Genomic DNA, 17,168 nt, shown 5'->3' on the forward strand with positions numbered 1-17,168 from the left:
TATGCAAATCCCGAGGAGCGGCCATGTCTTTAGCGGTGATTCAAATGGTCAGCCAGAGCGACGTGCTGGCCAATCTGGCCCAGGCCCGGCGCCTGCTCGAACAGGCCGCCGCCGGCGGGGCGAAACTCGCGGTGCTGCCGGAAAACTTCGCCGCCATGGGCCGTCGCGACGTCGCCGATATCGGCCGCGCCGAGGCCTTGGGCGAAGGGCCGATCCTGCCCTGGTTGAAACAGACCGCCCGCGACCTCACCTTATGGATAGTCGCCGGCACATTGCCGTTGCCACCGTTGGGTCAACCCACGGCCAAAGCCAATGCCTGCTCGTTGCTGATCAACGATAACGGTGAGATCGTCGCGCGCTATGACAAGCTGCATCTGTTCGATGTCGATGTCGCCGACAATCGCGGCCAATACCGTGAATCCGATGACTATGCTTATGGCGGTAATGTAGTGGTGGCGGATACGCCGGTGGGGCGAGTCGGTCTGAGTGTGTGTTACGACTTGCGTTTCCCGGAGCTGTACAGTGAATTGCGTGCCGCCGGTGCCGAATTGATTACCGCACCGTCGGCGTTTACGGCCGTAACCGGCGCCGCGCATTGGGATGTACTGATCCGCGCGCGGGCCATCGAAACACAGTGTTATATCCTCGCGGCCGCACAGGGCGGCAGCCATCCCGGACCGCGTGAAACCTTCGGGCATGCGGCGATTGTCGACCCGTGGGGGCGCGTACTGGCCCAACAGGATCAAGGCGAGGCGGTGTTGCTGGCCGCCCGCGACAGCGATGAACAAGCGTCCATCCGGGCGCGCATGCCGGTGACGCGTCATCGGCGGTTTTTCTCGCAGGGCGCCCAGCGGCCTGCTTCAGAACACGAATTTAAGGCGTAAACCTATGAGCGAGTTGTTGTCCTCAGTCAGTGATCACCTGTTGGCACCCGGCGGTGTCACGATCGAGAGCCTGCAAGGCGTGCTCGGCGATCTGGCCGGGCCGGGCATCGATGCCGCCGACCTGTATTTCCAGGGCCAGATTTCCGAGTCATGGGCGCTGGAAGACGGCATCGTCAAGGAAGGCAGCTTCAACCTCGATCAGGGTGTCGGCGTGCGTGCACAGTCCGGTGAGAAAACCGGTTTTGCCTACAGCAACGCGATCACCCTCGAGGCCCTCGGCGCAGCGGCCCGCGCCGCGCGTTCGATCTCCCGCGCCGGACAGAACGGCACCGTGCAGGCATTCACCAGCCAGGACGTCGCGCAACTGTACGCGCCGGATAACCCGCTGGAAGTGCTCAGCCGCGCGGAAAAAGTCGAGTTGCTCAAACGCATCGACGTCGCCACCCGCGCGCTCGACCCACGGATTCAGCAAGTCAGCGTGAGCATGGCCGGGGTTTGGGAGCGGATTCTGGTGGCCTCCACCGACGGCGGTCTGGCCGCTGATGTGCGCCCGCTGGTGCGCTTCAATGTCAGCGTCATCGTTGAACAGAATGGCCGTCGCGAACGCGGCGGGCACGGCGGCGGTGGGCGTACCGATTACCGCTACTTCCTCGCCGAAGACCGCGCCATGGGTTATGCCCGCGAAGCGCTGCGCCAGGCTCTGGTCAATCTCGAAGCGATTCCGGCGCCAGCCGGTACCTTGCCGGTGGTGCTGGGTTCCGGCTGGTCCGGGGTGCTGCTGCACGAAGCGGTCGGTCACGGTCTGGAAGGCGATTTCAACCGCAAGGGCAGCTCGGCCTACAGCGGGCGCATGGGTGAAATGGTTGCCTCCAAACTTTGCACCATCGTCGATGACGGCACCTTGAGCGGCCGTCGCGGTTCGCTCAGCGTCGATGACGAAGGCACGCCGACCGAGTGCACTACGCTGATCGAAAACGGCGTACTCAAGGGCTACATGCAAGACAAGCTCAACGCGCGGCTGATGGGCGTGGCGCGCACCGGTAACGGTCGTCGCGAATCCTATGCGCATCTGCCGATGCCCCGGATGACCAACACCTACATGCTCGGTGGCGAAAGTGATCCGGCGGAAATCATCGCCTCGGTGAAGAAGGGCATTTACTGCGCCAACCTCGGCGGCGGTCAGGTCGATATCACCAGCGGCAAGTTCGTGTTCTCGACCAGCGAGGCTTATCTGATCGAGGACGGCAAAATCACCGCACCGGTCAAAGGCGCGACATTGATCGGCAACGGTCCCGAGGCGATGAGCCGGGTGTCGATGGTCGGTAACGATCTGGCGCTGGACAGCGGTGTGGGTACGTGCGGCAAGGATGGGCAGTCGGTGCCGGTAGGTGTCGGCCAGCCAACGCTGAAAATCGATGCGATCACCGTGGGTGGCACGGGCGCATAAGAACGGTGGGGCTTTCGGGTGGCGCGCAGGACGGCCACCCGGTGGCGATTATCAACGCAGACCGCGTTGAGTCTCGTCCAGCTCCCGAATGTATTTGAAGATCTTGCGGCTCGAAGCAGGTGGTTTGTTTTGCGCAACCTCATGCTGGGCCTGACGGATCAGGGAACGCAATTGCTGGCGATCGGCGTCCGGGTACTCGATGACGAATTTCTCCAGCACGGCGTCATCGCCCGCGATCAGGCGGTCACGCCAGCGTTCCAGATTATGGAAACGCTCGTTGTACTGGCGAGTGGAGGCATCGAGTTGATCGAGCAGAGTCAGAATCGCGTCAGTGTCCTGGTCGCGCATCAGTTTGCCGATGAACTGCAAATGCCGTTTACGCGCGATGTTCGCGGTGTGCTTGGGCGCATCGGCCAATGCCCGGCGCAAAGCGTCGGTCAACGGCAGTTTGGCGACCAGATCAGGCTTGAGTGTGGTCAGGCGCTCGCCGAGGTCAACCAGCGCATGCAACTCGCGTTTGACCTGAGATTTGCTTTTTTCTCCCGTATCGAGGGAGTCGTCGTAAGAATCAACCATGGTGGCAGTCCGCAAAGAAACGCCGCCATGATAACCAGTCGGGGGCCGCTTGTCCGGCCCGGTCGCTCGATGACCCCAGCCGAAAGCAGAATTTGAGTGGAGATGAGCATGAGTGCAGTTCAAAGCGTCGGCCCGCAGGCATTGCCGGCACTGCAAGAACAGGTCGAGCAGATCATCGCCGAAGCCAAGCGCCAGGGCGCCAGCGCCTGTGAAGTCGCGGTGTCGCTGGAGCAGGGGCTGTCGACCTCGGTGCGTCAGCGCGAGGTCGAAACCGTTGAATTCAATCGTGATCAGGGTTTTGGCATCACCCTGTACGTCGGCCGGCGCAAAGGCTCGGCCAGCACCTCGGCCACCGGGCCGGAGGCGATTCGTGAAACCGTCGCTGCAGCACTCGCGATCGCCAAACACACCTCCGAGGACGAAGCCTCGGGTCTGGCCGACGCCGCACTGATGGCCAGGGATGTGCAGGATTTCGACCTGTTCCACGAATGGGACATCACCCCGGAACAGGCCATTGAGAAGGCTTTGCTCTGCGAGGCAGCGGCGTTCGATGCCGATGCGCGGATCAAGAACGCCGACGGCACCACCCTCAGCACCCATCAGGGCTGCCGGGTTTATGGCAACAGCCACGGTTTCATCGGCGGTTACGCGTCGACCCGGCACAGCCTGAGTTGCGTGATGATCGCCGAAGCTGACGGGCAGATGCAGCGCGATTACTGGTATGACGTCAATCGCCAGGGCAGTCTGCTCGCCGATCCGGTGAGCATCGGCCAGCGTGCAGCGCAACGGGCGGCGAGCCGTCTGGGCGCGCGTCCGGTGCCGACCTGTGAAGTGCCGGTGCTGTTTTCCGCTGAGCTGGCGGGCGGTCTGTTCGGCAGCTTCCTCTCGGCAGTATCCGGCGGCAGTCTGTATCGCAAATCGTCGTTTCTCGAAGGCACACTGGGGCAGAAGCTGTTCCCGGAATGGCTGACCATCGATGAGCGTCCGCATCTGATGCGCGCCATGGGCAGTGCTTCCTACGACGGTGATGGCCTGGCGACTTACGCGAAACCGTTCGTCGAAAAGGGCGAGTTGGTCTCCTACATCCTCGGTACCTACTCAGGGCGCAAGCTGGGCATGCCGAGCACCGCCAACGCGGGCGGTGTGCACAACCTGTTCGTCACCCACGGTGATGAGGATCAGGCAGCGCTGTTGAAGCGCATGGGCCGAGGACTGCTGGTCACCGAATTGATGGGCCATGGCCTGAACATGGTCACCGGTGACTATTCGCGCGGTGCGGCGGGCTTCTGGGTCGAGAACGGCGAGATCCAGTTCGCTGTGCAGGAAGTGACCATCGCCGGCAACATGCGCGACATGTTCAAGCAGATTGTCGCGGTGGGTAATGATCTGGAGCTGCGCAGCAACTATTCGCACCGGGTCTGTGTTGATCGAGCGGATGACTGTCGCCGGCAGCTAAGCCGCGAATCCGCCAACAAAAAAAGGCGCGCCATCCGTTGTGGATGGCGCGCCTTTTTTATTCGCTTCGCACAAATCCCTTGTGGGAGCGAGCCTGCTCGCGAAAGCGGTGGATCAGTTGCAAATGTGCTGGCTGACACGGCGCATTCGCGAGCAGGCTCGCTCCCACAAATGAACAGCGCAAACTCGAACGCTTGTTTTGGTTCTCATTATCATCTAATAATAAATCTCATTTCCGGACGAGTCACGGATCATGAGTTCTGCCTTGCACGAGCAGCCCTACCTCGAAAGCTGGCGCTGGATGAGTCGTCAGATCCGTTGCGCGCTAAAGCCTGCAAGGAAGGCCGTGCGGTAATCGACGTCGCCCTGGAACACACCCGCCTGTCGCGCAGTCAGCTGAAAGAGTTGCTCAACCCCGAGAAACTCACCGCCGGCGGCGTGTAAACCCCGCAACCGCTTTGGAGGCTCATCATGGAGCACTGGAAACGCACGATCGAACGGGCCAATCGCTGCTTCATGCTGGGCGAACTGATCGACGCCCGCGAGGCTTACCTGCAAGCCCTGGCCCTGGCGCAAGTGTTGTTCGAACGCTGGGCGGATGCCGACGAAGCGGTGGCGGCCTGCGTCGTCTCACATCACAACCTGGCTGACCTGCATCTGCGCCTGAACCAACCGGAGGAGAGCGCCGAATATCTCTGTGCCATCCATCAACGTTTGTTGCAGACCATGCAGGACGAGCGCTTGCGTCCGGCCCTGCGTGAGGCGGCGCTGCGCCAGAGCAGCAAGACCTATGTCGAACTGTTGAACTTCATCAGCGAGCACGGCGAATACCCACGCACCCAGCGCCTGCTGCATCCGGACACCGGCAATGCCCGCCGCGCCGCAACTTCTCATCAGTATGGAGTCCATTGAAATGGCTTTTACCTTGCCTGCCTTGCCTTACGCCTACGATGCCCTCGAGCCGCACATCGATGCGCAGACCATGGAAATCCATTACACCAAGCATCACCAGACCTACATCAACAACCTCAACGCCGCCGTGGAAGGCACCGAGTTCGCCGAGTGGCCGGTGGAAAAACTCGTCGCCAGCGTGCAGCAACTGCCGGAAAAACTTCGCGCGGCGGTGATCAATCAGGGCGGCGGCCACGCCAACCATTCGCTGTTCTGGGAAGTGATGGTGCCCAACGGTGGCGGCAAGCCCAGCGGCGCGCTGGCCAAGGCCATCGACGAGCAACTGGGCGGACTCGACAGTTTCAAGGAAGCGTTCACCAAAGCCGCGCTGACCCGTTTTGGCAGCGGCTGGGCGTGGCTGAGCGTGACACCGGATAAAAAACTGGTCGTGGAAAGCAGCGGCAACCAGGACAGCCCGTTGATGAACGGCAACACCCCGATCCTTGGCCTCGATGTCTGGGAGCACGCTTACTACCTGCGTTACCAGAACCGTCGCCCGGAATACATCAACGCGTTCTACAACGTGATCAACTGGCCGGAAGTTGCTGCGCGCTATCAGGCCGCACTGGTTTAAGCCTTCAATAAAAACAATCAGGGCTGACTATGGGCACGGAAACACTGGCGATTGGCAGTGGGCGCATGTTTCGTTACGCGGTGGGTTCGCTTTTGCTGTTGGCGGGTATGACTTTACTGGTCGCCCACGCTTTGCAATGGCTGAATCTGGAACCGAGGCTGTTACGTGCCTTGCAGGGCGGTGCCATCTGCGCCTTGGGCACGGCGCTTGGCGCGGTGCCGGTGCTGGTGATCCGGCGCATGCCGCAGGCACTCAGCGACACCTTGCTGGGATTTGGTGCCGGGGTGATGCTGGCGGCGACGGCGTTTTCGTTGATCGTGCCGGGCATAGCTGCAGCTGAGAGCCTTGGCCTGACGCCGTGGGCCGCCAGTGGCCTGATCTGCTTCGGCATCCTGCTCGGTGCGTTCGGTCTGTATCTGGTGGATCGGCGCATTTGCGGTGCCTCGCCGGAGATGCTCGTCGGCACGTTGGAGCATCCGGTGATTCCACCGCGAATCTGGCTGTTCGTGTTCGCCATCATCGCGCACAACATTCCGGAAGGCATGGCGGTTGGCGTATCTGCCGGAGGCGGGATGGCGGACGCCGACAGTCTGGCGATGGGCATTGCGTTGCAGGATGTGCCGGAAGGACTGGTGATTGCTCTGGTGCTGGCCGGGGCGGGAATGTCGCGGGTCAGGGCGTTTCTGATCGGCGCGGCGTCGGGGCTGGTCGAACCGATATTTGCGCTGCTGTGTGCGTGGCTCGTGAGTCTGGCTCAGGTGCTGTTGCCGTTGGGGCTGGCACTGGCGGCGGGGGCGATGTTGCTGGTGGTGACCCACGAAGTGATCCCGGAATCGCGCCGTCATGGGCATGACAAGCTGGCCAGTCTGGGCCTTCTGATCGGGTTTTGTCTGATGATGGTGATGGATACGGCGTTGGGGTGAATGGAGGCGAGGAACAGTGTCCCCGCCTCAAGGATTATTCACCTTCGTCGAAATACCTTTCGATCAGATCGACCAATGCGTCCATGGCTTCCTGAGCCTGTTCGCCTTCGGTGCTCAAATGGATCTTGGTGCCTTTACCCGCCGCGAGCATCATCATTGCCATGATGCTCTTGCCGTCGACAGTCGTTTCAGGTGTGCGTCCCACTCGGATCGTGCAGTCTGGATACTGACCCGCCACGCCGACAAATTTGGCCGATGCCCGGGCATGCAGGCCCAGCTTATTGATGATTTCGATTTCACGAGCAGGCATCGCGGTGTAAATCCTTTAGGTGAGGTCGCGGTGGCGAACCTGGACGTTCTTCAGGGTTTTCTGCAGGGCCTGACCCAGTCGTTCGGTCAGGTAGACGGAGCGGTGATGCCCGCCGGTGCAGCCAATGGCAATGGTGACGTAGGCGCGGTTGCTGGCGGCGAAGCGTGGCAGCCACTTGTTCAGGTAGGCGTAGATGTCCTGATACATTTCTTCGACATCCGGCTGCTGCGCCAGGTACTCGGCCACCGGTGCATCAAGGCCCGACTGAGCGCGCAGCTCCGGTTTCCAGTACGGATTGGGCAGGCAGCGCACGTCGAACACCAGGTCGGCGTCGACCGGCATGCCGCGCTTGAAGCCGAACGACTCGACCAGAAACGCCGTACCGGGCTCCGGTTGATTCAACAGGCGCAACTTGATGGTGTCGCGCAGTTGATACAGATTCAGACTGGTGGTGTTGATCTTCAGGTCGGCCAGATCGGCGATCGGACCGAGCAGGGCGGTTTCGTCGTGAATCGCCTCGGCCAGTGAGCGATTGGCGTTGCTCAGCGGGTGACGACGACGGGTCTCGGAAAAACGCTTGAGCAGGGTTTCTTCATCGGCGTCCAGGTACAGCACATCGCACTTGATATGCTTGGCACGCACGTCTTCGAGCAACTCAGGGAAACGTGACAGATGGCTGGGCAGGTTGCGCGCATCGATCGACACGGCGACCAGCGGCTGCGCCAGTTCTGTGTGAATCAGCGCTCGCTCGGCCAGTTCCGGCAGCAAACCGGCCGGCAGATTGTCGATGCAGTAGTAGCCGTTGTCCTCAAGGACATTCAGGGCGGTACTTTTACCCGAGCCCGAACGGCCACTGACAATGATCAAACGCATGATTAGTGCCCGTTCTGCTCGTCCAGTACAACCTGGTACAAGGCTTCATTGCTCGGAGCGCTGCGCAATTTGTCGCGCACTTCCTTGCGGTCGAGCATGCTGGCGATCTGGCGCAACAACTCCAGATGCGCGTCGGTTGCGGCTTCCGGGACCAGCAGTACGAACAACAGGTCCACCGGAGCGCCGTCGATGGCGTCGAAATCGATCGGGGCTTCGAGGTGCAGCAGGGCGCTCACTGGCCCCGCGCAGCCCTTGAGGCGGCAGTGGGGAATGGCGATGCCGTTGCCAAAACCGGTGGAGCCGAGTTTTTCACGGGCGATCAGCGCCTCGAAGACATCCTGCATCGCCAGATCCGGCACTTCGCGGTGGATCAGGTTGGCAATCTGTTCGAGGGCTTTTTTCTTGCTGCCGCCCGGCGCGTTCACTTGGGAACGGCCGGGGGTCAGGATGGTTTCAAGTCGGATCATGGATAGGGGTGTTAACGACCGGTCGCGCCCTGGAGGAGGCTCTGGGTCTTTTCCTTATGCTTTTTGAGTTGGCGATCCAGCTTGTCGGTAAGTGAGTCGATCGCAGCGTACATGTCGGTATCTTCTGCGTTTGCGACCACTTCACTGCCGGGAATATGCAAGGTGGCTTCGATCTTCTGTTTCAGCTTTTCGACGCACATCGTGACCTGCACGTTGGTGATCTTGTCGAAATGTCGCTCCAGTCGCTGGAGTTTTTCCTCGATGTAGGAACGCAGAGGTTGGGTCACTTCCAGTTGGTGTCCACTGATGTTGACTTGCATACAGCTTCTCCTTCGTTGCCAGTGCATAAAGCGGCAGGCCGAAAAGCCTGCCACTGGAACGCTGTAACGTGGCTTACATCAACCGCTTGCGTTCGCTCGAAGGCGCGATTCCGAGGGATTCGCGGTACTTGGCGACGGTGCGGCGAGCCACCTGAATGCCTTGTGCCTCCAGTAAACCAGCGATCTTGCTGTCACTCAACGGCTTTTTCTGATTTTCCGCAGCGACCAGTTTCTTGATGATCGCGCGGATCGCCGTGGACGAGCATTCGCCGCCTTCGGAGGTGCTGACGTGGCTGGAGAAAAAGTATTTCAGCTCATAAATACCGCGCGGGGTATGCATGAATTTTTGTGTGGTCACCCGGGAAATCGTCGATTCGTGCATGCCGACCGCTTCGGCGATGTCATGCAATACCAACGGCTTCATTGCTTCGTCGCCGTATTCGAGGAAGCCGCGCTGATGTTCGACGATCTGCGTGGCCACTTTCATCAGGGTTTCGTTGCGGCTCTGCAGGCTCTTGATGAACCAGCGGGCCTCCTGCAACTGGTTGCGCATGAAAGTGTTGTCGGCGCTGGTGTCGGCACGCTTCACGAAACCGGCGTACTGGGCGTTGACGCGCAGGCGAGGCACCGATTCCTGGTTCAGCTCGACCAGCCAGCGCTCGTTGTCCTTGCGCACGATCACGTCGGGAATGACGTATTCGGCTTCGGTCGACTCGATCTGTGAGCCGGGACGCGGATTGAGGCTCTGCACCAGTTCGATGACCTGGCGCAGCTCGTCTTCCTTGAGCTTCATGCGCCGCATCAACTGGCTGTAATCGCGGCTGCCGAGCAGGTCGATGTAATCGGCGACCAGACGCTTGGCCTCGGTCAGCCACGGCGTCTTCGCGGGCAGCTGGCGCAATTGCAGCAGCAGGCATTCGCTGAGGTTGCGTGCGCCGATACCGGCGGGCTCGAATTGCTGGATGCGATGCAGGACAGCTTCGATTTCGTCGAGCTCGATGTCCAGTTCCGGGTCGAACGCTTCAAGAATCTCTTCGAGTGTTTCGTCCAGATAGCCCTGATTGTTGATGCAGTCGATCAGAGTCACGGCGATCAGGCGATCGGTGTCGGACATCGGTGCCAGGTTCAGTTGCCAGAGCAGATGGCTTTGCAGGCTCTCGCCGGCCGACGTGCGGGTGGTGAAATCCCACTCATCGTCATCGCTGCTCGGCAGGCTGCTGGCGCTGGTCTGGTAGACGTCTTCCCAGGCAGTATCCACTGGCAGTTCGTTGGGGATACGCTCGTTCCAATCGCCATCCTCGAGGTTATCCACCGTCGGGGCGGTTTCCTGGTAGGAGGGTTCCTGGATTTCGGCGGGCTTCTGTTCGGCGTTGTCGGCCAGCGGATCGGCGTTGTCGAAGTCGTCGCCTTCTTCCTGGCGCTCGAGCATCGGATTGGATTCCAGAGCCTCCTGGATCTCCTGTTGCAGGTCCAGGGTCGACAATTGGAGCAGGCGGATGGCCTGTTGCAGCTGCGGTGTCATCGTCAGCTGCTGGCCCATTCTCAAGACTAGCGATGGTTTCATGGCAGGGGCTTAACACCTTATTCGCCGGCGCTTTGCGCCATCCACTACAGGGCGCCGAAGCGCCAAACTTAAGCAAATTATATGCCTGAAACTGAAGTGTTTGCCTAGAGCGCTGTAACAATTAAAGCGGATAAATGCGCCTTGAATCGATACAGCGCTGTCGCGCTTACAGGCGGAACTCGTGACCCAGATACACTTCCTTGACCAGATCGTTGGCCAGGATGGTCTCGGCATCGCCTTCAGCGATCAGTTGACCGTCGTTGACGATGTAAGCGGTTTCGCAAATATCCAGCGTCTCACGCACGTTGTGGTCGGTGATCAGCACGCCGATGCCCTTGGCCTTGAGGTGATGGATGATCTGCTTGATGTCGCCGACCGAGATCGGGTCAACGCCGGCGAACGGTTCGTCGAGCAGTATGAATTTCGGTGCCGTCGCCAGGGCGCGAGCGATTTCCACCCGGCGGCGTTCACCACCGGACAGGCTCATGCCGAGGTTGTCGCGGATGTGGCTGATGTGGAATTCCTGCAGCAGGCTTTCCAGCTCCTTGCGACGACCGGCCTTGTCCAGCTCCGGGCGGGTCTCGAGGATCGCCATGATGTTGTCGGCGACCGACAGTTTACGGAAGATCGACGCTTCTTGCGGCAGATAGCCGATACCGGCCTTGGCGCGGCCGTGCATCGGCTGGTGGCTGACGTCCAGATCATCGATCAGCACACGGCCCTGATCTGCCTGCACCAGGCCAACGATCATGTAGAAGCACGTAGTCTTGCCGGCGCCGTTCGGGCCGAGCAAGCCGACGATCTGCCCGCTGTCGATCGACAGGCTGACGTCACGCACGACCTGGCGGCTTTTATAGGCCTTGGCCAGGTGCTGAGCTTTCAGAGTTGCCATTACTGGGATTTCTCTTCGGTTTTCTTCTTCGGCTGGATCACCATGTCGATGCGCGGACGCGATTCGGTGACCTTGCTGCCCGTGGCGCGACCGGCGCTGGCCAGCTTCTTCACGGTGTCGTAGACGATTTTTTCGCCCTGGGTGACGTTGTTATCCTTGTCGATAACCTTGGCCTTGTCGATCAGCACCACCCGGTTCTGCTGGGCGTGGTATTGAATCGTCACGCCGTAGCCCTTGACCGGGTTGGCGTCGCCCTGGGTCTGCAACTGCTCGAAGTAAGCCAGGTTGCCTACCGATGTCACCACATCGATGTCGCCATTGGGCGCGCGCGTCATGGTCACGGTGTTGCCTTTAACGATCATCGAGCCCTGGGTAATGATCACGTCACCTTTATAGGTGGCGATGCCATTCTTGTCGTCCAGTTGGGCGTCGTCGGCCTGAATGCGGATAGGCTGCTGCTGATCGTTCGGCAGGGACCAGGCGCTCGCGCTTCCCAGTGCTGCGCCCAGACTGAGCAAAATAGGGAGGGTTTTAACGAGCCTCATACTGTCCTCTTACGTTCGATTGCAGGTGTATCCTGCTGTCCTTCAGGTACGCTTTCATTCCGACGCCAGTCGATACGCCGCCAGCGCCCTCGATTCTAACGGGTTGCGCGGTCTGCGCATATTCTTGCTGCGGGAACACGGTCATGCGGGTGCTGGTGATCAGGGTGCCGCGCTGTTTCTCATCGGTGCGCTGTACGCGTACCGAATCGATCAATTCAACTTCGGTGCCGCCCGAATTCACTTCGCCGCGCTCGCTGGTCACGTGCCACGGGAAGTCGGTGCCGCGGTACATGTTCAAATCAGGCTTGGTTACCAGAGTGACATCGGTGGCCTTGACGTGCTCGGCCTTGTCGGAGGTCATCTCGTACTGCACCTTGCCGTCGGGCAGGTATTGAATGGTGTGCGTGTTGGTCGCGTACCAGTCGATCGGATTCTCGGCGGCCGAGACCGGCGGCTTGTCGAGGAAGCGCTCCGGGCTGATGTTCCAGTAGCCCACCGCAGCGAAAATCGCCGCGATGCAGCCGAACAGCAGGAAATTGCGAAACTTTTTGCTAAACATGGTCAGGCTCACAGGTACGCGGCGTTGGCCGCTTCGAGGCGGCCCTGGGCGCGCAGGATCAATTCGCAGAATTCGCGGGCGGCACCTTCGCCGCCACGGGCGCGGGTAACGCCGTGGGCGTGTTCGCGGACGAAATCGGCAGCGTTGGCCACCGCCATGCCCAGCCCTACACGGCGGATCACCGGCAAGTCTGGCAGATCGTCACCGAGATAGGCGACTTCCTCATAGCTTAGGCCCAGTTGCGCGAGCAGGCCGTCGAGCACCACCAGTTTGTCCTCGCGCCCCTGAAACAGGTGCGGGATGCCGAGGTTTTTCGCGCGTCGCTCGACCACCGGGGTCTTGCGGCCACTGATGATCGCCGTTTGTACGCCGGCATTCATCAGCATCTTGATGCCCTGGCCGTCGAGGGTGTTGAAGGTCTTGAACTCGCTGCCGTCTTCGAGGAAGTACAGGCGCCCGTCGGTGAGCACACCGTCGACGTCGAACACAGCCAGTTTGATTGCTTTGCCACGTTGCAGCAGATCGTTGCTCATTACATGACTCCTGCGCGCAGCAGATCGGAGAGGTTGAAGGCGCCGATCGGGCGATCCTCCTCGTCGACGACTACCAGGGCGTTGATTCGATGGTCTTCCATGATTTTCAGGGCTTCGGCGGCGAGCATGTCGGGCCGGGCGGTCTTGCCGTGTGCAGTCATCACCTGGTCGATGGTGGCGCTGCGGATGTCGATGGCGCGATCCAGCGTGCGGCGCAAATCACCGTCGGTGAAGATCCCGGCGAGCTTGCCATCGGCCTCAATAATTGCGGTCATGCCCAGACCCTTGCGGGTCATTTCCATCAGCGCGTCCTTGAGCAGGGTGCCGCGTTGTACCTGCGGCAGCTCCTGTCCGGCGTGCATGACGTTTTCGACTTTCAGCAGCAGGCGACGGCCAAGGGCACCGCCCGGATGCGAGAACGCGAAATCTTCAGCGGTGAAACCACGAGCTTCCAGCAGCGCCACGGCCAGGGCATCGCCCATGACCAGTGCGGCCGTGGTCGAAGAGGTCGGTGCCAGATTCAGCGGGCAGGCTTCGTGCTCGACATGCACATTGAGATTGACCTCGGCAGCCTTCGCCAATGGCGACTGTGGATTGCCGGTGACGCTGATCAGCTGGATACCCAGGCGTTTGATCAATGGCAGCAGCGTTACGATTTCGTTGGTCGAGCCGGAGTTCGACAGGGCCAGAATCACATCGTCGCGGGTGATCATGCCCATGTCGCCGTGGCTGGCTTCGGCCGGATGCACAAAAAACGCCGGAGTGCCGGTGCTGGCCAGGGTGGCGGCGATCTTGTTGCCGATGTGCCCGGATTTGCCCATGCCGACTACGACCACACGGCCCTTGCTGGCCAGAATCATCTCGCAAGCGCGTACGAAATCGGCGTCGATATGGGCCATCAAGCCTTGGACGGCTTCCACTTCGAGGCGGATGGTGCGTTGTGCCGATTGAATCAGGTCGCGGGTTTTGCTCATGTCAGAATCGTATGGGCCGATGAAAAGGCGGCGATTATAGCGGGTATGTGGCAAAGCCTCACGCAAGTTCGACGTGCTTTGTCATTACTGGTTACCAAAACCCTCTGAAAGTCGCTCAGGCCCTCTTCAGTCGGCGATCTTGGCCGGGTTCTCGCTTGGGCGCTCAGCCTTTGCAGTGATATAGTTCGCCGCCAGTTCGGCCTGCCCGGGATGCAGGTGTTTCCGAGGAAAGTCTGGCATCCCAGTGAGAGGCTGCATCGCAAGGAGTTTAGATGAGTGCCGATAACGCCTACGCGGTCGAGCTGAAGGGAGTCTCCTTCAAGCGCGGTGCGCGGAGCATTTTCAATAACGTCGATATCCGCATCCCGCGCGGCAAGGTCACCGGCATCATGGGGCCTTCCGGCTGCGGCAAGACCACGCTGCTGCGCCTGATGGGCGCGCAGTTGCGGCCGTCCGGCGGCGAAGTCTGGGTCAACGGGCAGAATCTGCCGACGCTGTCGCGCAGTGATCTGTTCGATGCGCGCAAGCACATGGGCGTGCTGTTTCAGAGCGGTGCGCTGTTCACCGACCTCGATGTGTTCGAGAACGTGGCCTTTCCGCTGCGGGTGCACACGCAACTGCCGGAAGACATGATTCGCGACATCGTCCTGCTGAAATTGCAGGCCGTGGGGCTGCGTGGCGCCATCGACCTGATGCCGGACGAACTGTCCGGCGGCATGAAGCGCCGCGTGGCGCTGGCCCGGGCGATTGCCCTCGATCCGCAGATTCTCATGTACGACGAGCCCTTCGTGGGCCAGGACCCGATCGCCATGGGCGTGCTGGTGCGCCTGATCCGCCTGCTCAACGATGCACTGGGAATCACCAGCATCGTGGTCTCGCACGACCTGGCGGAAACCGCGAGCATTGCCGACTACATCTATGTCGTGGGCGATGGTCAGGTGCTGGGGCAGGGCACGCCGGATGAGCTGATGAATTCGGATGACCCGCGTATCCGCCAGTTCATGACCGGTGATCCCGATGGCCCGGTGCCGTATCACTTTCCAGCGACGGATTACCGCGCAGATCTTCTGGGGAAGCGTTGATGCGCAGAATTTCATTGATGGAACGCGTGCGTCGGTTCGGCGAATCGGCGATCGACGCGGTCGCGGTGTTTGGTCGGGCGACCCTGTTCCTGTTTCACGCCCTGCTGGGCCGTGGCGGTATCAGCGGTGGTTTTGGCCTGTTGGTCAAGCAGCTGCATTCGGTCGGCGTCATGTCGCTGGTGATCATCGTGGTCTCCGGCATTTTCATCGGCATGGTCCTGGCGCTGCAGGGCTTCAGCATTCTTTCCAGCTATGGTTCAGAGCAGGCTGTAGGGCAGATGGTCGCCCTGACGCTGCTGCGTGAACTGGGGCCGGTGGTCACGGCGTTGCTGTTTGCCGGGCGGGCCGGTTCGGCGTTGACCGCCGAGATCGGCAACATGAAATCCACCGAGCAGCTGTCCAGCCTGGAAATGATCGGTGTCGATCCGCTCAAGTACATCATTGCGCCGCGCCTGTGGGCCGGCTTCATTTCCCTGCCGGTGCTGGCGATGATTTTCAGCGTCGTCGGCATCTGGGGCGGTTCGTGGGTGGCGGTCGACTGGCTGGGCGTCTACGAAGGCTCGTACTGGGCGAACATGCAGAACAGCGTGAACTTCACCAGTGATGTGCTAAATGGCGTGATCAAGAGTGTCGTTTTCGCCTTTGTCGTGACCTGGATCGCCGTATTCCAAGGCTATGACTGTGAACCCACGTCCGAGGGAATCAGTCGTGCCACCACCAAGACCGTGGTGTTTGCCTCGCTGGCAGTGCTCGGTCTGGACTTTATTCTGACCGCTTTGATGTTTGGAGATTTCTGATGCAAAACCGCACCCTGGAAATCGGTGTCGGCCTGTTCCTGCTGGCAGGGATCCTGGCTTTGCTGCTGCTCGCCTTGCGCGTCAGCGGCCTGTCTCCGACTTCGTCCACCGACACTTACAAGTTGTATGCGTATTTCGACAATATCGCCGGTCTGACGGTCAGAGCCAAAGTGACCATGGCCGGTGTGACCATCGGCAAGGTCACCGCTATCGATCTGGATCGCGACAGCTTCACCGGTCGGGTCACGCTGCAAGTGGATAAAAAGGTCGACAACCTGCCGGTCGATTCGACTGCATCTATCCTCACCGCAGGTCTGCTGGGCGAGAAATACATCGGTATCAGCGTCGGCGGTGAAGACACCCAGTTGAAAGACGGTGGAACCATCCACGACACGCAGTCGTCACTGGTACTGGAAGACCTGATCGGTAAATTCCTGCTCAATACCGTTAGCAAAGACGCCAAATGAGGAGCTTTTGAATGATCTCTATCTTGCGACGTGGCCTGTTGGTGTTGCTCGCGGCCCTGCCGTTGATGGCTAACGCTGCACCGGGGCAATCGGCTCATGACCTGATTCAGGACACCACGAACCGGATGCTTGCCGACTTGCAGGCAAACAAAGAGAAGTACAAGCAGGATCCGCAGGATTTTTATGCGGCGCTCAACAGCATTGTGGGGCCGGTGGTGGATGCCGAGGGCATCTCCAAAAGCATCATGACCGTGAAGTATTCGCGCAAGGCCACGCCTGAGCAGATGCAGCGCTTTCAGGAAAACTTCAAGCGCGGTCTGTTCCAGTTCTATGGCAACGCTCTGCTGGAATACAACAACCAGGGCATCACGGTTGACCCGGCCAAAGACGAATCGGGCGACCGCACCAGCGTCAACATGACCGTCAAGGGCAGCAATGGCGCGATCTATCCGGTGCAGTACACGCTTGAGAAGATCAGCGGCGAGTGGAAACTGCGCAACGTGATCATCAACGGCATCAACATCGGCAAGCTGTTCCGTGACCAGTTCGCCGACGCCATGCAACGCAATGGCAACGATCTGGACAAGACCATCGATGGCTGGGCCGGTGAAGTGGCCAAGGCCAAGCAGGAAACCGACAAAGCCGCCGCGAAGCCAGCGCAATGAGTGAGGCGGCAGTTCGTATGAGTGATGTCGACGAGCTGGTGCTCAGCGGCGTGCTGGATTACCGCACCGGGCCTGAGCTGCGCAAGGAAGGGCAGGCGCTGATCAAGTCGAGCAAGGCGTCCGCGCTGGTCATCGATTGTTCGGCGGTGCAGAAGTCCAGCAGCGTCGGCCTGTCGTTGCTGCTGTGCTTCATGCGCGATGCCCAGGCGGCCGGCAAGGCCGTCAGCATCCGTGCGATGCCTGAAGACATGCGCGAAATCGCTCAGGTCAGTGAACTGACCGAGCTGTTGGCGCAACCCTGAACCATCAT

At 60.4% G+C, this 17,168-nt stretch carries 21 protein-coding genes and 3 pseudogenes; 13 read left to right on the forward strand and 11 right to left on the reverse strand.

What is annotated here, in order from left to right; genetic code table 11:
- Positions 1-23 precede the first annotated feature (23 nt).
- Together AB4O12_RS25730 and tldD are read left to right on the forward strand one after the other, a co-directional pair.
- Complete coding sequence (locus AB4O12_RS25730; protein ID WP_423520746.1) at positions 24-884, forward strand: carbon-nitrogen hydrolase family protein; 861 nt, start codon at positions 24-26, stop codon at positions 882-884.
- A 4-nt stretch (positions 885-888) separates the two neighbouring features.
- Positions 889-2,331 (forward strand): metalloprotease TldD, encoded by a 1,443-nt coding sequence (gene tldD, locus AB4O12_RS25735; RefSeq protein ID WP_016771693.1) that lies wholly within the window; start codon positions 889-891, stop codon positions 2,329-2,331.
- Positions 2,332-2,382: 51 nt separating this feature from the next.
- Here the strand turns inward: tldD and yjgA are convergent, their stop codons facing one another.
- Positions 2,383-2,907 carry a ribosome biogenesis factor YjgA gene (gene yjgA, locus AB4O12_RS25740; RefSeq protein ID WP_016771692.1) on the reverse strand — a complete coding sequence of 175 codons (525 nt, stop codon included), beginning with the start codon at positions 2,905-2,907 and terminating at the stop codon, positions 2,383-2,385.
- Positions 2,908-3,015: 108 nt separating this feature from the next.
- Between yjgA and pmbA the strand changes: the two are divergent.
- The 6 genes and pseudogenes from pmbA (at position 3,016) to AB4O12_RS25770 (ending at position 6,810) form a co-directional block, all read left to right on the forward strand.
- Positions 3,016-4,363, forward strand: a pseudogene (gene pmbA / locus AB4O12_RS25745) (metalloprotease PmbA).
- Positions 4,364-4,615: 252 nt separating this feature from the next.
- Positions 4,616-4,696: pseudogene (locus AB4O12_RS25750) on the forward strand (FagA protein); the annotation flags it as partial.
- Positions 4,690-4,806: pseudogene (locus AB4O12_RS25755) on the forward strand (hypothetical protein); the annotation flags it as partial. The pseudogenes AB4O12_RS25750 and AB4O12_RS25755, both read left to right, overlap by 7 nt.
- Positions 4,807-4,833: 27 nt before the next feature.
- The gene (locus AB4O12_RS25760; protein ID WP_252887322.1) at positions 4,834-5,274 is read left to right on the forward strand and encodes a hypothetical protein; all 441 of its coding nucleotides are present in this window, start codon (positions 4,834-4,836) and stop codon (positions 5,272-5,274) included.
- A gap of 1 nt (position 5,275) precedes the next feature.
- On the forward strand, positions 5,276-5,887 hold the full coding sequence (locus AB4O12_RS25765; protein ID WP_095180375.1) for a superoxide dismutase: 612 nt from the start codon (positions 5,276-5,278) through the stop codon (positions 5,885-5,887).
- A gap of 29 nt (positions 5,888-5,916) precedes the next feature.
- Positions 5,917-6,810 carry a ZIP family metal transporter gene (locus AB4O12_RS25770; protein ID WP_041477976.1) on the forward strand — a complete coding sequence of 298 codons (894 nt, stop codon included), beginning with the start codon at positions 5,917-5,919 and terminating at the stop codon, positions 6,808-6,810.
- Between the two features lie 34 nt (positions 6,811-6,844).
- On the opposite strand, the gene AB4O12_RS25775 is transcribed toward AB4O12_RS25770, so the two are convergent.
- From AB4O12_RS25775 to AB4O12_RS25820, 10 genes are all read right to left on the reverse strand, one after another.
- The gene (locus AB4O12_RS25775; RefSeq protein WP_016771685.1) at positions 6,845-7,120 is read right to left on the reverse strand and encodes an HPr family phosphocarrier protein; all 276 of its coding nucleotides are present in this window, start codon (positions 7,118-7,120) and stop codon (positions 6,845-6,847) included.
- 15 nt (positions 7,121-7,135) lie between these two features.
- Positions 7,136-7,993, reverse strand: a complete 858-nt coding sequence (gene rapZ, locus AB4O12_RS25780) for an RNase adapter RapZ (protein WP_041477977.1) — start codon at positions 7,991-7,993, stop codon at positions 7,136-7,138.
- A 2-nt stretch (positions 7,994-7,995) separates the two neighbouring features.
- Positions 7,996-8,460: a PTS IIA-like nitrogen regulatory protein PtsN gene (ptsN, locus tag AB4O12_RS25785; protein WP_041477978.1), complete on the reverse strand. Its 465-nt coding sequence runs from the start codon at positions 8,458-8,460 to the stop codon at positions 7,996-7,998.
- A gap of 11 nt (positions 8,461-8,471) precedes the next feature.
- The gene (gene hpf / locus AB4O12_RS25790; protein ID WP_007912419.1) at positions 8,472-8,780 is read right to left on the reverse strand and encodes a ribosome hibernation-promoting factor, HPF/YfiA family; all 309 of its coding nucleotides are present in this window, start codon (positions 8,778-8,780) and stop codon (positions 8,472-8,474) included.
- 73 nt (positions 8,781-8,853) lie between these two features.
- Positions 8,854-10,344 (reverse strand): RNA polymerase factor sigma-54, encoded by a 1,491-nt coding sequence (locus AB4O12_RS25795; protein ID WP_041477979.1) that lies wholly within the window; start codon positions 10,342-10,344, stop codon positions 8,854-8,856.
- A 166-nt stretch (positions 10,345-10,510) separates the two neighbouring features.
- Complete coding sequence (gene lptB, locus AB4O12_RS25800) at positions 10,511-11,236, reverse strand: LPS export ABC transporter ATP-binding protein (RefSeq protein ID WP_024011621.1); 726 nt, start codon at positions 11,234-11,236, stop codon at positions 10,511-10,513.
- Positions 11,236-11,781 carry a lipopolysaccharide transport periplasmic protein LptA gene (lptA, locus tag AB4O12_RS25805; protein ID WP_016771679.1) on the reverse strand — a complete coding sequence of 182 codons (546 nt, stop codon included), beginning with the start codon at positions 11,779-11,781 and terminating at the stop codon, positions 11,236-11,238. The genes lptB and lptA overlap by 1 nt, the downstream gene beginning before the upstream one ends.
- A complete protein-coding gene (gene lptC / locus AB4O12_RS25810; protein WP_024011622.1) occupies positions 11,768-12,340 on the reverse strand; it encodes an LPS export ABC transporter periplasmic protein LptC in 573 nt (190 codons plus the stop codon). The genes lptA and lptC overlap by 14 nt, the downstream gene beginning before the upstream one ends.
- An 8-nt stretch (positions 12,341-12,348) precedes the next feature.
- A complete protein-coding gene (locus AB4O12_RS25815) occupies positions 12,349-12,873 on the reverse strand; it encodes a KdsC family phosphatase (protein WP_016771677.1) in 525 nt (174 codons plus the stop codon).
- On the reverse strand, positions 12,873-13,847 hold the full coding sequence (locus tag AB4O12_RS25820) for a KpsF/GutQ family sugar-phosphate isomerase (protein WP_024011623.1): 975 nt from the start codon (positions 13,845-13,847) through the stop codon (positions 12,873-12,875). The genes AB4O12_RS25815 and AB4O12_RS25820 overlap by 1 nt, the downstream gene beginning before the upstream one ends.
- A gap of 272 nt (positions 13,848-14,119) precedes the next feature.
- On the opposite strand from AB4O12_RS25820, the gene AB4O12_RS25825 reads away from it, so the two are divergent.
- From AB4O12_RS25825 to AB4O12_RS25845, 5 genes are read left to right on the forward strand one after another with little or no spacing between them, the layout of a single operon-like run.
- Positions 14,120-14,929, forward strand: a complete 810-nt coding sequence (locus AB4O12_RS25825; protein ID WP_056782943.1) for an ATP-binding cassette domain-containing protein — start codon at positions 14,120-14,122, stop codon at positions 14,927-14,929.
- A complete protein-coding gene (gene mlaE / locus AB4O12_RS25830; RefSeq protein ID WP_016771674.1) occupies positions 14,929-15,726 on the forward strand; it encodes a lipid asymmetry maintenance ABC transporter permease subunit MlaE in 798 nt (265 codons plus the stop codon). The genes AB4O12_RS25825 and mlaE overlap by 1 nt, the downstream gene beginning before the upstream one ends.
- Positions 15,726-16,193 (forward strand): outer membrane lipid asymmetry maintenance protein MlaD, encoded by a 468-nt coding sequence (gene mlaD / locus AB4O12_RS25835; RefSeq protein WP_016771673.1) that lies wholly within the window; start codon positions 15,726-15,728, stop codon positions 16,191-16,193. Before mlaE ends, mlaD begins: the two co-directional genes overlap by 1 nt.
- Before the next feature lie 11 nt (positions 16,194-16,204).
- Positions 16,205-16,858: an MlaC/ttg2D family ABC transporter substrate-binding protein gene (locus AB4O12_RS25840; RefSeq protein WP_076565863.1), complete on the forward strand. Its 654-nt coding sequence runs from the start codon at positions 16,205-16,207 to the stop codon at positions 16,856-16,858.
- Positions 16,855-17,160: an STAS domain-containing protein gene (locus AB4O12_RS25845; protein WP_056782947.1), complete on the forward strand. Its 306-nt coding sequence runs from the start codon at positions 16,855-16,857 to the stop codon at positions 17,158-17,160. Before AB4O12_RS25840 ends, AB4O12_RS25845 begins: the two co-directional genes overlap by 4 nt.
- Positions 17,161-17,168: the final 8 nt, after the last annotated feature.

This window comes from Pseudomonas sp. S2_A05, assembly GCF_054668485.1.

Excerpts from the sequence above, each read along its gene's own strand:
- AB4O12_RS25845 (WP_056782947.1), top strand. The coding sequence starts at position 16,855 with ATGAGTGAGGCGGCAGTTCGTATGAGTGATGTCGACGAGCTGGTGCTC.
- AB4O12_RS25825 (WP_056782943.1), top strand. The coding sequence starts at position 14,120 with ATGAGTGCCGATAACGCCTACGCGGTCGAGCTGAAGGGAGTCTCCTTC.
- ptsN (WP_041477978.1), bottom strand. The coding sequence starts at position 8,460 with ATGATCCGACTTGAAACCATCCTGACCCCCGGCCGTTCCCAAGTGAAC.
- tldD (WP_016771693.1), top strand. The coding sequence starts at position 889 with ATGAGCGAGTTGTTGTCCTCAGTCAGTGATCACCTGTTGGCACCCGGC.
- AB4O12_RS25795 (WP_041477979.1), bottom strand. The coding sequence starts at position 10,344 with ATGAAACCATCGCTAGTCTTGAGAATGGGCCAGCAGCTGACGATGACA.
- AB4O12_RS25820 (WP_024011623.1), bottom strand. The coding sequence starts at position 13,847 with ATGAGCAAAACCCGCGACCTGATTCAATCGGCACAACGCACCATCCGC.
- mlaD (WP_016771673.1), top strand. The coding sequence starts at position 15,726 with ATGCAAAACCGCACCCTGGAAATCGGTGTCGGCCTGTTCCTGCTGGCA.
- yjgA (WP_016771692.1), bottom strand. The coding sequence starts at position 2,907 with ATGGTTGATTCTTACGACGACTCCCTCGATACGGGAGAAAAAAGCAAA.
- mlaE (WP_016771674.1), top strand. The coding sequence starts at position 14,929 with ATGCGCAGAATTTCATTGATGGAACGCGTGCGTCGGTTCGGCGAATCG.
- hpf (WP_007912419.1), bottom strand. The coding sequence starts at position 8,780 with ATGCAAGTCAACATCAGTGGACACCAACTGGAAGTGACCCAACCTCTG.
- AB4O12_RS25815 (WP_016771677.1), bottom strand. The coding sequence starts at position 12,873 with ATGAGCAACGATCTGCTGCAACGTGGCAAAGCAATCAAACTGGCTGTG.
- lptC (WP_024011622.1), bottom strand. The coding sequence starts at position 12,340 with ATGTTTAGCAAAAAGTTTCGCAATTTCCTGCTGTTCGGCTGCATCGCG.
- AB4O12_RS25730 (WP_423520746.1), top strand. The coding sequence starts at position 24 with ATGTCTTTAGCGGTGATTCAAATGGTCAGCCAGAGCGACGTGCTGGCC.
- AB4O12_RS25765 (WP_095180375.1), top strand. The coding sequence starts at position 5,276 with ATGGCTTTTACCTTGCCTGCCTTGCCTTACGCCTACGATGCCCTCGAG.
- AB4O12_RS25775 (WP_016771685.1), bottom strand. The coding sequence starts at position 7,120 with ATGCCTGCTCGTGAAATCGAAATCATCAATAAGCTGGGCCTGCATGCC.
- rapZ (WP_041477977.1), bottom strand. The coding sequence starts at position 7,993 with ATGCGTTTGATCATTGTCAGTGGCCGTTCGGGCTCGGGTAAAAGTACC.
- lptB (WP_024011621.1), bottom strand. The coding sequence starts at position 11,236 with ATGGCAACTCTGAAAGCTCAGCACCTGGCCAAGGCCTATAAAAGCCGC.
- AB4O12_RS25770 (WP_041477976.1), top strand. The coding sequence starts at position 5,917 with ATGGGCACGGAAACACTGGCGATTGGCAGTGGGCGCATGTTTCGTTAC.
- lptA (WP_016771679.1), bottom strand. The coding sequence starts at position 11,781 with ATGAGGCTCGTTAAAACCCTCCCTATTTTGCTCAGTCTGGGCGCAGCA.
- AB4O12_RS25840 (WP_076565863.1), top strand. The coding sequence starts at position 16,205 with ATGATCTCTATCTTGCGACGTGGCCTGTTGGTGTTGCTCGCGGCCCTG.
- AB4O12_RS25760 (WP_252887322.1), top strand. The coding sequence starts at position 4,834 with ATGGAGCACTGGAAACGCACGATCGAACGGGCCAATCGCTGCTTCATG.